At 56.9% G+C, this 12,514-nt stretch carries 9 protein-coding genes; all 9 read left to right on the forward strand.

Features of this window, described 5'->3' with window-relative positions; genetic code table 11:
- Positions 1–73 precede the first annotated feature (73 nt).
- A complete protein-coding gene (locus AWR27_RS23455; RefSeq protein ID WP_077133430.1) occupies positions 74–2,803 on the forward strand; it encodes a c-type cytochrome in 2,730 nt (909 codons plus the stop codon).
- Between the two features lie 92 nt (positions 2,804–2,895).
- Positions 2,896–3,660 carry a 3-keto-disaccharide hydrolase gene (locus AWR27_RS23460; RefSeq protein WP_077133431.1) on the forward strand — a complete coding sequence of 255 codons (765 nt, stop codon included), beginning with the start codon at positions 2,896–2,898 and terminating at the stop codon, positions 3,658–3,660.
- Positions 3,657–4,721 carry an aldose 1-epimerase family protein gene (locus AWR27_RS23465; protein ID WP_077133432.1) on the forward strand — a complete coding sequence of 355 codons (1,065 nt, stop codon included), beginning with the start codon at positions 3,657–3,659 and terminating at the stop codon, positions 4,719–4,721. Before AWR27_RS23460 ends, AWR27_RS23465 begins: the two co-directional genes overlap by 4 nt.
- Positions 4,722–4,851: 130 nt before the next feature.
- Positions 4,852–6,072, forward strand: a complete 1,221-nt coding sequence (locus AWR27_RS23470) for a class I mannose-6-phosphate isomerase (protein ID WP_077133433.1) — start codon at positions 4,852–4,854, stop codon at positions 6,070–6,072.
- Positions 6,073–6,223: 151 nt separating this feature from the next.
- Positions 6,224–7,249, forward strand: a complete 1,026-nt coding sequence (locus AWR27_RS23475) for a sugar phosphate isomerase/epimerase family protein (protein ID WP_077133434.1) — start codon at positions 6,224–6,226, stop codon at positions 7,247–7,249.
- Positions 7,250–7,357: 108 nt separating this feature from the next.
- Positions 7,358–8,515 carry a Gfo/Idh/MocA family protein gene (locus AWR27_RS23480; RefSeq protein WP_077133435.1) on the forward strand — a complete coding sequence of 386 codons (1,158 nt, stop codon included), beginning with the start codon at positions 7,358–7,360 and terminating at the stop codon, positions 8,513–8,515.
- 115 nt (positions 8,516–8,630) lie between these two features.
- Positions 8,631–10,127: a sugar ABC transporter ATP-binding protein gene (locus AWR27_RS23485; protein WP_077133436.1), complete on the forward strand. Its 1,497-nt coding sequence runs from the start codon at positions 8,631–8,633 to the stop codon at positions 10,125–10,127.
- Between the two features lie 9 nt (positions 10,128–10,136).
- A complete protein-coding gene (locus AWR27_RS23490) occupies positions 10,137–11,117 on the forward strand; it encodes an ABC transporter permease (RefSeq protein WP_077133437.1) in 981 nt (326 codons plus the stop codon).
- A 159-nt stretch (positions 11,118–11,276) separates the two neighbouring features.
- Positions 11,277–12,512 carry a PQQ-dependent sugar dehydrogenase gene (locus AWR27_RS23495; RefSeq protein ID WP_157579293.1) on the forward strand — a complete coding sequence of 412 codons (1,236 nt, stop codon included), beginning with the start codon at positions 11,277–11,279 and terminating at the stop codon, positions 12,510–12,512.
- Positions 12,513–12,514 lie beyond the last annotated feature (2 nt).

Below are 12,514 nucleotides of genomic sequence, written 5' to 3' on the forward strand. Positions count from 1 at the left end.
TAAAACGGGGGTATCAATGTACTTTATAGGTAGTCTGAGTGCTGAATAATTAATTCGTTTTTCGCTGAAAACCATGATTTATAAAACCAACGTAGCAAAGCTTGGCTTTTTGTTGTCGGCTCTTGTGCTGGCTGGCTCGGCCTGGATAACCACGCAGCAGGCCGCCCGCGAACGACAACCGCTCGACAATCCGAAAATCGATAAGGTGAAAGTGTTGCCCGGTTTCAAAGCCGAACACCTCTACAGCCCCTCCGACAATAAGCAGGGGTCGTGGGTGTCGATGGCGTTCGACGATAAAGGCCGGATGATCTGTTCTGACCAGTACGGGTTTCTGTACCGGCTGACTATGCCCCCTATTGGCACTACCGAAGCTCCGAAGATTGAAAAGCTGATGGTTGGCCCGCCACCCGCCCCCGGCGATACCACGAAGCGCGTAGGCATGGGTTACGCACAGGGGCTGCTGTATGCCTTCAATAGCCTGTATGTGATGGTGAACCACCGGCCCAGTAAAGAAAATAAAGAGTTCGATAAGTCGAGCGGGTTATACCGGCTTCAGGATACCGACGGCGACGACCAGTTCGACCAGATTACGCTGCTGAAACAGCTTAAAGGCGAGGGCGAACACGGCCCCCACAGCATTGTGCTGGCCCCCGATAAGCAGTCGATTTATGTCATGTGCGGCAACTTCACCGATGTTCCCAAACTCGATGCGTACCGACTGCCGAATGTCTGGCAGGAAGACAACCTGTTCCCGGCCATCAGAGACCCACGCGGCCATGCCGTTGACCGGATGGCTCCCGGCGGCTGGCTCGCCAAAGTCAGCCCCGACGGGCAGCGGTGGGAATTTATGGGCGGGGGCTTCCGCAATACGTTCGATTTTGCGTTCAACGACGCGGGCGACATCTTTGGCTACGACTCCGACATGGAGTGGGATTTTGGCCTGCCCTGGTACAAACCAACGCGCATTTGCCACATCACGAGCGGGGCCGAGTTCGGCTGGCGCACGTCGGCCTCCAACTGGTCACCGGCTTATATGGATTGCCTGCCCGCTACGCTGAACATGGGGCAGGGTTCGCCAACGGGCGTTTTTGCGGGCCGGGGGGCGAAGTTTCCGCAGAAATACCAGAAAAGCGTTTATGCGTTCGACTGGAGCTTCGGCATTGTGTACGCAGTGCACCTGCAACCCAAAGGCGCAAGCTACAGTGCTACGGCTGAGGAGTTTATTTCGGGCGCACCCCTGCCCATTACCGATGGCCTGATTGGCCCCGATGGAGCCATGTACTTCCTGACGGGCGGGCGTCGGTTAGAGTCAGACCTTTACCGGATAACCTACACCGGTTCGGAAGCAACTACTCCGGCTCCGGTAGTAGCAACGGTCACGCCCGAACACAAGCTGCGGACGCAGTTGGAACAATACCATACCGGCCCTAATCCCGCTGCCGTGAATGCCGCGTGGCCGCACCTGAATCACCCCGACCGCTTTGTTCGTTACGCTGCCCGCCTTGCCGTTGAGCATCAGCCCGTAGCCGAATGGCAGTCCCGCGCTTTGGCCGAAAAAGACCCCATGCGGCTCAGTCAGGCCATGTTTGCGCTGGCTCACCACGGCGACAAAGCACTGAAAAGCCAGATGCTGAATGCACTGACCGGCGTGAAGCTTGCTGCCCTGAACGAAGAAGGTCAACTGAATGTGCTACGGGCCATCGAATTGGTTTGTACTCGTTTTGGCCTGCCCGAAGGTGCCGACCGCGAGAAGGTGATTGCCTTGCTGAACCCGCTCTACCCGGCCAAAACCGTAACGACGGACCGCTCCGATTTGAACCGTTTTTACTGCAAACTGCTGGTATCGCTCGAAGCACCGGGTGCGGTAGAAAAGACCATGAAGCTGATGGCCCTGAAAAACGAAGGTGGGCAGGGAGCCGTTGGTGGTGAGACGGTTACAGCATCCAACGACCTGATTATGCGTAACCCGCAATATGGTATGGACATTGCCCGGATGCTCGAAAAATTCCCGCCTGCCCAGCAAACGTTCTATGCAACGATGCTGAGCAGTGCCAAAACCGGCTGGACACCCGCCCTGCGCGAGGAGTATTTCCAGTGGTTCAATAAAGCGTTCGATTATCAGGGTGGCCGCAGCTACGTGGGCTTCATCAACAAAGCCCGCAAATTGGCTTTAGACAACGTCCCGAAAGATCAGCAGGAACGCTACGACAAGATGTCGGGAGTTGCTAAGCTATCATCGTCGGGCAACGACATTGTTGAGGGTGGCTGGGCACCCAAAGGCTATCGGCCCTGGAAATTTGAGAACGCCCTCGCGGCAGTGGACAGCATCGGGATGCACCCGCTCGATTATGAGCAGGGACGGCAAATTTATTCGGTGATGCTGTGCGGCAAGTGCCACGCCATGCAGGGACAAGGGGGCGACATTGGCCCCGACCTGACGCAATTAGGTACGCGCTTTTCAAACAAAGACATTCTGGAATCGATCATTTACCCCGATAAAGTGGTATCGGACCAGTACGCGGCTACGGTATTTACGCTAAAAAATGGCAAGTCGGTTGTAGGGCGATTGGTGGGCGAAGACAAAACAAACTTCCTTGTGTCGCAGAACCCGTTCGTGCCCGACGATGTGCGGAAAATTGCCAAAGCAACAGTCGTGAACCGGAAGTATTCGCCCGTGTCGCTGATGCTGCCGGGGCTGATTAACCCGCTGTCGGGCAGTGAACTTCGTAACCTTGTTGCCTACCTGAAATCGGGAGGCAAAGCCGATGCGCCGATCTATAAAGAAGGCTCGAAAGGGAAGTAGCCAGACGGGAGAAAATAAACTCGCTTACCTTCTACTCGCACCCCTCTCCCCCAGGGAGAGGGGCCGGGGGTGAGGGAACCATCCTGAACGACATGCACAAAAAATCAATCCTATACCTGCCCCTCCTCGCCCTCATTCTCCTCGCCTTGCCCACGATGGCACAGAAATCGACCGGTAACAGGGGCTTTACATCTATTTTCAACGGGAAAGACCTGAAAGGCTGGGAAGGCGACACGGCGTACTGGCGCGTTGAGAACGGCTACCTCGTCGGCGAAATCAAGCCCGATAAGACGCTGAAAAACAATTCGTTTATTATCTGGCAAGGTGGCGAGCCTGCCGACTTTGAGCTGAAAGGCGAGTTTCTCATCACCGAAGCCGGTAACTCCGGTATCAACTACCGCAGCGACCGGCTCACCGACATTCCCTACGCGCTGCGCGGCTATCAGGCCGACATCGACGGACGCCGGATGTGGACGGGGCAGAACTACGAAGAGCGCAAACGCACGACGCTGGCGTACCGGGGTGAAAAAGCCACGATTAACGCCTACAACGGCCCGGCCACGCCCGAGGCCATTCGGGCCAGCGTAACCCGCAACGCCTGGACGGGCCGCACCGTGACGGGGTCGCTCGGTACGTCGGATTCGCTGAAAGCGTTGGTCAAACCCAACGACTGGAACTCGTTTCATCTGGTAGTGAAGGGTAACAAAATGCAGCACTACGTTAACGACGTGCTGATGAGTGAGGTAATCGACGGGGATACCGTAAATGGCAAGTCGAAAGGTTTACTGGGCGTACAGGTTCACGTTGGCCCGCCCATGAAAGTGCAGTACCGCAACCTGATGCTGAAAACGCTGTGAGTAGTCAACCGTGGCAACCCTATGTTGGCAACGTAGCCCAACTCGGCGGTATCGAAACGTCTGTACTCGACAATGGCCCCGGTCGTGGCACCCGCATCGCCTGGGTCAATACGGGGGCAGGGCTGCGCTACAAGGTCGCGCTGGACCGGGCAATGGACATTGTGGACGCTTTCCAGAATGAATACAGTCTGGCGTGGCTAAGTCACGGCGGGCTAACCTCCGCCGAACCGGGCATAAACAAAGGAATCGACTGGCTCCGTACATTTCCGGGTGGGCTGATGACTACCTGTGGCCTTACGAACGTAGGTGGCCCAAATCAGGACGAGTACGGCGAACGCGGTTTGCACGGGCGTATCAGCAACCTCCCCGCCGAAATCGAATCCATCAGACAACCCGACCCCGCCACGGGCGACCTAACCATGCGTATCACAGGCCGAATGCGCGAATCGCAGGTATTTGGCCCAAATCTGGAGCTAAAACGGACCATTGCCAGCACGTTAGGTGAGCCGGTAATCCGTATTCACGATACAGTTACGAATCGGGGCAATACCGCTGCCCCGCACATGCTGCTTTATCACCTCAACTTTGGCTGGCCGCTGGTTGAGGCCGGTACGCGCATTCGTATCGATGGAAAGCTGCAACCGCGCAACGACCCGCAGAGTCTGGCCTGGTTTCGCGAGGGTAATGAGTACCTGACCTGCCCCGCTCCGCTCGATGACCACAACGGTACTGGCGAAGTCTGCGCCTTTATCGACCCCAACGCCGACGAAACGGGCTGGTGTTCGACCGGGTTGGTGAACAACCGGCTAAAACTGGCCGTTCAGGTGCGGTTTCGCAAAGAACAGCTTCCGTGGCTCAGCAACTGGCAGCACTGGGGTCGGGGCGAATACGTGACGGGTCTCGAACCCGGTACGCACCCGCCCATTGGTCAGGCGCAGGCCCGGCAGACCGGCACACTGATTTTTATTGAACCGGGCGAGAGTAGAGAATATGAATTGGAAATTGCGGTGATTACCCCACCCCCGGCCCCTCCCCTAAAACAAGGGGAGGGAGGCAAGTAGAAGGTGTTAGAGTTTAATTTTTGCCATTTAATAGTCAGATAGTCTGACTTTATAAAGTCGCCCTGACACTCCGCACCCCTCCCCTTATTTCGAGGGGAGGGGCCGGGGGTGGGGTAAAAACCCAGAATCTATGCAGGCAACAACCCATAGTGTAGTCGTTAAAGCCCTCGAACAGGGCAACGGCATTTTACGGCTGGCTCCCACCTGGGTGCCCCGCTCGTTTTGCGTTCCTGGCCGACGTATCAAACTCCATCCCGACGACTATTACGTATTGGGCGGGGTGCGGGGCGGCATCGATGAACGCTGGCTTTCCTCAACGACGCCCGCCCGCAACGGTCCACTTACCGGCGAAAACGAAGGGCTGAGTATGGTTGTCTTTGACGATGGCGGCAGCATACAGCAGATTACGCTAAAAGATGCCATTGACGAACTACAAAGCGCACTCATCGGCGACCGGCTCTGGAATCAGTACCGGGCCTGGCCTATGTACTCGAAATTTTTCGACAACATGGGTCCGCTGCCCCACCACCTCCACCACAATGATGAGCAGGCTGCCCTGACCGGTCAACTTGGCAAACCCGAAGCGTATTATTTCCCGCCCCAGTTGAACAACCACGGGGGCGATTATCCATACACGTTCATTGGCATCGCACCAGGCACCTCGAAAGAGCAGATCAAAGAGTGCCTGATGAACTTTACGAAGGGCGACAATAAAATTACCAATTACTCGTCGGCCTATCGGCTTGAGCCGGGTACGGGCTGGGACGTGCCGCCGGGCCTGCTTCACGCGCCGGGTAGCTTGTGTACCTACGAACCACAGAAAGCGTCGGATATTTTCGCTATGTATCAGTCGCTGGTGAACGAGGCCATCGTACCCGAAGAACTGCTCTGGAACGGCACACCCGCCGACCGCATCGGCGACTACGACCTGCTTATGGAAGCTATCGACTGGGAACTCAACACCGACCCCAATATGATGGCAAATCGCTATATGGTTCCGCTCCCGGTTCATGATGAAGCGGAGATGGCTGCCGAAGGCTACCGCGAGGTGTGGGTATGCTATAAAAGTGACGCCTTCAGTGCGAAAGAGCTGACCGTGATGCCCGGCCAAACCGTGACGATTAAAGATAGCGCGGCCTACGGCCTGATTATGATGCAGGGTCACGGCAAAATGGGGGTCTGGAACGTAGAAACGCCCGCCCTCATCCGCTACGGCCAACTGACCAACGACGAATTTTTCGTGAGCGAACAGGCTGCGCTGGAAGGCGTAACCATCACGAACCACTCTACCTGCGACCCGCTCGTAATGCTCAAACACTTCGGTCCCAATAACCCTGATTTGGTTTTATGACATTTTTTTGGGACACAGAGATGCACCAAGACACACAGAGATACACAGAGAACTGTTTCTCTATCTCATAATAATAATCCTCTGTGTATCTCTGTGCGTCTTAGTGCATCTCTGTGTCATAACCCTTTTACGTGTCATAACCCTTTAAACCATGAACAATTACCCTAAACTTCACAACGCCACCTGGCCGGGACTGGTCGGGAAAGGCCCCGACTCCGAGCCGGTTATCGAGTTCGACCATTTGCTTCAGATGACCGCTGCCGCCGACGTAAATGGCATCAAGTTCGATGGCGTCGATCTCGGCCTGATGGGTCCGCACGTAGATATTGATAGCTCAGACGATGACATCAAGCGACTGGCCGACAAAATTGCGTCGCACAACCTCGTGGTTGGTTCGCTCGTAGCTCCCATCTGGGGCGGGCCGGTGTTGGGCAGCGATGCCGACCGGGCGCATTTCTTAGACATGGTGAAAAAAGCCTGTCATTTCGGGAAAGTGCTGCGTGAGCTGGGAATGCGGCCCAGTGGCGTTATCCGCGTCGATTCGGCCAGCTCGCCCCAGCAGTGGGATGCCGACCCGGTTGGAAGTACGCAACTTATTGCCAAAACCTTCCGCGCAGCCTGCGACATTGCCGCCGACTATGGCGAGCAGATTGCTGCTGAAGGAGAAATTTGCTGGGCAGGCATGCACTCCTGGCGCACTATGATCGACACCCTCGAACAGGTTGACCGCCCGAACATGGGCTTTCAGGCCGATATGTCGCACACGTTGCTCTACACGATGGGCTATAACCGCGAACAGGACCGTATCTTGCCCGAAGGCTACGACTGGCAGGACCGCTCCGTACTGACCGACGCCCTGAAAACCCTCACCGATGCGCTACGTCCGTGGACTATCGACTTCCACGTAGCGCAGAACGACGGTACGGTGTTCGGCTCCGGCTCGCACGACAAAACCGGTCGGCACTGCCAGGCAACCGACCCCAACGGCAAACTCGACGTAGCGAACGACGCGGGTTTCTGGCTTCGCGACGAGAATGGCAACCTGACCAAAAAAATGCGGCACATCTGCTGGGACGGCTGCATGTTTCCCAACGCTGTGATGAACAATCAGCAAACCTGGAACGATATTTTAGCCACCATGATACAGGTCCGTGAAAAGCACGGATGGAGCGAATAAAATACACCTCACCCCAACCCCTCCCCATTGAGGGAGGGGCTAAACCATCCGGTCGCCAAAAGCCCCTCCCTCAACGGGGAGGGGTTGGGGTGGGGTTTCACAAACACTATGAAAAAAAACCTTCGCATTGGGCTGATCGGCACCGGGTTTATGGGCCGAACCCACTCCAACGGATACAGTCAGGTTGCGCATTTTTTCCCTGAACTCGAATATAGGCCGGTATTACAGGCTGTTTGTTCGCGCAATGAAGCCAGTGTAAAGGCGTTTGCCGAGCAATGGGGCTATGCCGCTTACGAAACAGATTGGCGGGCACTTATCGCCCGCGACGACATCGACGCAGTGGACATCTGTACGCCTAACGATACCCACGCTGAAATCGCCATCGCGGCTGCCGAAGCGGGTAAAATGATTCTCTGCGAAAAGCCCCTCGCCCGCACCGTGGCCGAAGGGCAGCAGATGGTCGATGCCATCAACAAGGCAGGCGTTGCCAACACCGTCTGGTACAACTACCGGCGCATTCCTGCCGTGTCGCTGGCGAAGCAGATTGTAGCGTCGGGCAAACTGGGCAAGATTTTTCATTACCGGGCCAACTTCCTGCAAGACTGGACCATCAACGCCGATCTGCCGCAGGGCGGGGCGGGCCTGTGGCGCATGGACGTAGCTGCCGCCGGGTCGGGCGTGACGGGCGATCTGCTCGCCCACTGCATCGACACGGCCATGTGGCTCAACGGAGCTATTGTGGACGTATCGGCCATGACCGAAACCTTCGTGAAAGAGCGGATGCACCAACTCACAGGCAAAGTAGAGCCGGTAGGTATCGACGATGCCTGTATTTTTCACTGCCACTTTGCCAACGGGTCGCTGGGCCTGTTCGAGTCGACGCGTTACGCACGGGGGCACAAAGCACTCTATACGTTCGAAATCAACGGCGAACACGCGTCGATTCGCTGGGACCTCCACGACCTGAACCGGCTCGAATATTTCGACCACCGCGACGAAAGCATTGTGCGCGGCTGGCGGTCGATTCATGTCACCGATGGCGATCAGCCGTACATGGGCAAGTGGTGGGTGCCGGGCTTAGGCATCGGCTACGAGCACAGTTTCATTCATCAGGTCGCTGATTTTCTGAAAAGCATCGAAACCGGCGCACCGTGCCACCCCACTTTTCAGGACGCGCTCGAAACGCAGAAAGTCTGCGAAGCCGTGATCGACTCCGCCAATGCCCGTAGCTGGAAAGACACAGGCGTAGAAAGCTTCGCAATGTAATTTGGATGGAACACGGATTGTACGGATGATACGGATTTACACAGATTTTTGATTTGATATTCTATCTGTGTAAATCCGTATCATCCGTACAATCCGTGTTCCCATTTAAAATCATATGCAACCCATTCTCTCCGTCAGAAATCTCTCAAAATCCTTCGCCGGTGTCCGGGCGTTGGACAACGTACAGCTTACGGTACGTAGCGGGGAGGTTCATGCGGTGATGGGTGAGAATGGCGCGGGCAAATCGACGCTGATGCGCATTCTGATCGGGCTGGAAACACCCGACGCGGGTGAGATCGTGTTCGACGGCGAACCGCTACGTATCGGCAGCGTGCGCGAGGCTCGGCAGCGGGGCATTGCCATGATTCATCAGGAGTTGCTGGTAGTGCCCGAACTGACCGTTGCGCAGAACATCTATCTGGGTCAGGAACCGCGACGCTGGGGCTGGGTCGATGAAGCGCAGATGACCCGGCAGGCGGGCGAATTGCTCCGGCAGATGGGGGTTGCGATACGTCCCGATGCGCCGATGAAGCACCTCAGCGTGGCCGAAATGCAGATGGTCGAGATTGCGAAAGCCATCTCCAACGACCAATACGCCGGAGCGGCCCGCGTCATCATCATGGACGAACCTACCTCAGCCCTGTCCGACACCGAAGTTGCTACGTTGTTCGGCCTCATCCGCGACCTCAGCAGCCGGGGCGTAGCCATTATCTACATCTCGCACCGGATGGACGAAATCTTTGCCATTTCGGATACCATCACGGTTTTGCGCGACGGACAGTACATCGCCACGCAACCAACCACTACGTTAGACGAACCCACGCTGATCCGGCTCATGGTCGGTCGCACTATCGACAGCCTGTTTCCCGACGCTACGGTAACGCCCGGCGAAATTGTGCTGTCGGTGCGGAACCTGAGCCGACGCGGGGCGTTTTCGGGCATTACGTTCGACGTGCGGGCGGGTGAGGTGCTGGGCATTGCCGGGTTGATGGGTGCCGGACGTACCGAAGTAGCCCGCGTTATTTACGGTTTAGAAACCGCCGACGAGGGCGAAATCATGCTCGACGGTCAGCCGCTACGTATCGACTCGCCCCGGCAGGCCATTCGGCGGGGTATTGGCTACGTCAGCGAAGACCGCAAGGGTTGGGGATTTATTCCGGGCCTGTCGGTGCGGCAGAATCTGACACTCAGTAGTTTGGCGAGTCACGTGAGCGGAGGACTGGTGCAGGAACGTAGCGAAGCCGACACCGCTACGTCGGTCATGGCCGATCTGCGTATCAAAGCCGCCGGGCAGCAGCAGGCCGTTCGGTATCTGAGTGGCGGCAATCAGCAGAAAGTAGTCATTGGCAAAGTACTGCTCGCATCGCCGAAGCTGATAATTCTGGACGAACCCACACGCGGCATCGACATCGGCGCGAAGGCCGAAATTTATCGGCTCATCCGGCAACTCACGGAACAGGGCATTGCAGTAATTATGATCTCTTCCGAACTTCCTGAACTACTGGGCCTGAGCGACCGCATTCTGGTGCTGGCTAAAGGTCGCCAAACCGCTATGTTGTCGCGGGTCGAAGCCACCCAGGAAGTGATTATGCAATACGCCATGCACCCGTGATTGACTCGTATGAACGCAACCCCACCCACTCAAAAATCCACTAACACGTACAAATCCCGTATCCGGCGACTGACGCAGTACGGCCTGCTGCTGGCCCTGCTGCTGGTGTGCGTCGCGCTGTCGGTCGTGACACCCAAATTTCTGACGGTACAGAACCTGACCATCATCGTCACGCAGGTATCTATCAACGCGCTGCTGGCGTTTGGCGTTACGTTCGTCATCATCACGGGCGGCATTGACCTCTCCATTGGCTCCATCGTGGCGGTGGTGGGCGTAGTAGCCGCTACGTTTGCCCATCCTGATACGTATCCGGTAATAGTGCCGGTGCTGGTCGGATTGCTGACGGGCGTGGGCTTCGGTGCCTTCAACGGCTTCGTGATTACCCGCAGCAACGTACCGCCGTTTATCGTGACGCTCGGCACTATGACCATCGGGCGCGGACTGGCCCTCATCCTAAGCAAAGGTCGGCCTATCTCTAATCTTTCCGACGAGTTCAACTTTATTGGCGGGGGTAAGATTCTGGGCATCCCGACGCTGATTCTGGTGCTGATCGCTACGTTCGCCGTTTGCGCTACGTTGCTCCGCAAGACCGTACTGGGTCGGTACATGTACGCCATCGGCGGCAACCAACAGGCCGCTCGCGCGTCGGGCATCGAACCGGCGCGGGTCATCATGGCCGTTTACACGCTCTGCGGAGGACTGGCCGCGCTGGCCGGTATTTTGCTCACTTCGCGCATCAGCACGGGGCAGCCCAACGTAGGCGTCGGGCTGGAACTGGATGCCATTGCTGCGGCCATCATCGGCGGCAGCAGTACGTCGGGCGGCAGCGGCACCATAACGGGTACGCTCATCGGTGCGTTGCTCATCGGCGTCATCAGCAACGGCCTCGACCTCCTGAACGTATCGTCGTACTATCAGGAAGTCGTCATGGGGGCCATCATCATCGGCGCCGTCGTGCTGGACGGTCTGAACCGGAGCCGGAATAGGTAGATACCCCCCGCCCTGTTGGGTGCTTCCTCCGGCGTGTGCCGTTCAGCGTAGTCTGTGACTACTATTTTTGTAATAAACTCACATAGGCGACTCATTGCTGAGTAGCTTGCATGGGTTTTACTCATTTTAGAAGTTATGAAAGCTCAATCGCAAACTGTAATGACTCGTTTAAGTGTACTACTGGCTGGCCTGATCTGGATGCAGACTGCCTGCGGCCAAACTACTACCGATACCCGCACATCGTCCGCACCGGGCAACACGGGGCTGGCTCCCGTCGAAACCAAAGAACCCAACTCGCCTTCGTATAAACCAGCTTTTGCGGGCCAGACCCGCGTGGCAGGTGTGAAAACCAACACGCCTTACGAAGCTACCGTACTGAGCGAATCGCTGAATTCTCCGTGGGGCATCACGAGCCTGCCCGACGGGCGGTTGCTCATCACCGAGCGCGAAGGCACCATGCGAATTGCGACCGCAGCCGGCAAGGTGAGCCAACCCATAACGGGGCTGCCAAAAGTCGATTCGCGGGCGCAGGGCGGGTTACTCGGCCTGCGGGTCGATCCCGATTTTGCCCAGAACCGCATGGTCTATTGGGTATTTTCGGAACCCCAGTCCGCAGGGGGCAACCTGACCGCCGTAGCCAAAGGCAAACTCTCGACCGACGAAACGAAAATTGACAATCCGACGGTCATCTACCGGGCCACACCCGCTTATAAAGGGACGCTGCATTACGGTGGGCGGATACTCATCGATAAAACCGGCAACCTGATCATTAGCACCGGCGAACGCTCTGATCTGGTCACGCGACCACAGGCGCAGTCGCTCAACTCCGGGCTGGGCAAGGTGATTCGGATTACGAAAGATGGGCAACCGGCTTCCGGCAATCCGTTTGCGGGCCGTGCCGACGCACGTCCTGAAATCTATTCCTACGGACATCGCAACGTTCAGGGTTTAGCGTTTAATCCTGTTACGGGCGATGTGTGGGAAGGTGAGTTTGGCCCACGCGGGGGCGACGAAATTAACCGGGTTCAGCCGGGCAAAAACTACGGCTGGCCTACCATCACCTACGGTATCGAATATGGCGGTCCGAAGGTAGGGGCGGGTATCCAGCAGCAGGAGGGTTTAGAGCAGCCCGTCTATTATTGGGACCCCAGCGTATCGCCCAGTGGCATGACGTTCTACAGCAGCGATGCCATTCCCGAATGGAAAAACAACCTGTTTGTCGGGTGCCTGAGCGGGATGCACATTGCCCGGTTAGTGATCGACAACAACCGGGTCGTGGGCGAAGAGCGACTGCTGGCCGACCAGTCACAGCGTTTCCGCGACGTAATGGAAAAGGATGGTGTCCTGTACGCCGTTACCGACCAGGGCCGGTTATACCGCATCAGTAAAAAATAAAG

The organism is Spirosoma montaniterrae (genome assembly GCF_001988955.1).
Taxonomy (GTDB): Bacteria; Bacteroidota; Bacteroidia; order Cytophagales; family Spirosomataceae; genus Spirosoma; species Spirosoma montaniterrae.

Excerpts from the sequence above, each read along its gene's own strand:
- AWR27_RS23480 (WP_077133435.1), top strand. The coding sequence starts at position 7,358 with ATGAAAAAAAACCTTCGCATTGGGCTGATCGGCACCGGGTTTATGGGC.
- AWR27_RS23455 (WP_077133430.1), top strand. The coding sequence starts at position 74 with ATGATTTATAAAACCAACGTAGCAAAGCTTGGCTTTTTGTTGTCGGCT.
- AWR27_RS23490 (WP_077133437.1), top strand. The coding sequence starts at position 10,137 with ATGAACGCAACCCCACCCACTCAAAAATCCACTAACACGTACAAATCC.
- AWR27_RS23495 (WP_157579293.1), top strand. The coding sequence starts at position 11,277 with ATGACTCGTTTAAGTGTACTACTGGCTGGCCTGATCTGGATGCAGACT.
- AWR27_RS23475 (WP_077133434.1), top strand. The coding sequence starts at position 6,224 with ATGAACAATTACCCTAAACTTCACAACGCCACCTGGCCGGGACTGGTC.
- AWR27_RS23470 (WP_077133433.1), top strand. The coding sequence starts at position 4,852 with ATGCAGGCAACAACCCATAGTGTAGTCGTTAAAGCCCTCGAACAGGGC.
- AWR27_RS23460 (WP_077133431.1), top strand. The coding sequence starts at position 2,896 with ATGCACAAAAAATCAATCCTATACCTGCCCCTCCTCGCCCTCATTCTC.
- AWR27_RS23485 (WP_077133436.1), top strand. The coding sequence starts at position 8,631 with ATGCAACCCATTCTCTCCGTCAGAAATCTCTCAAAATCCTTCGCCGGT.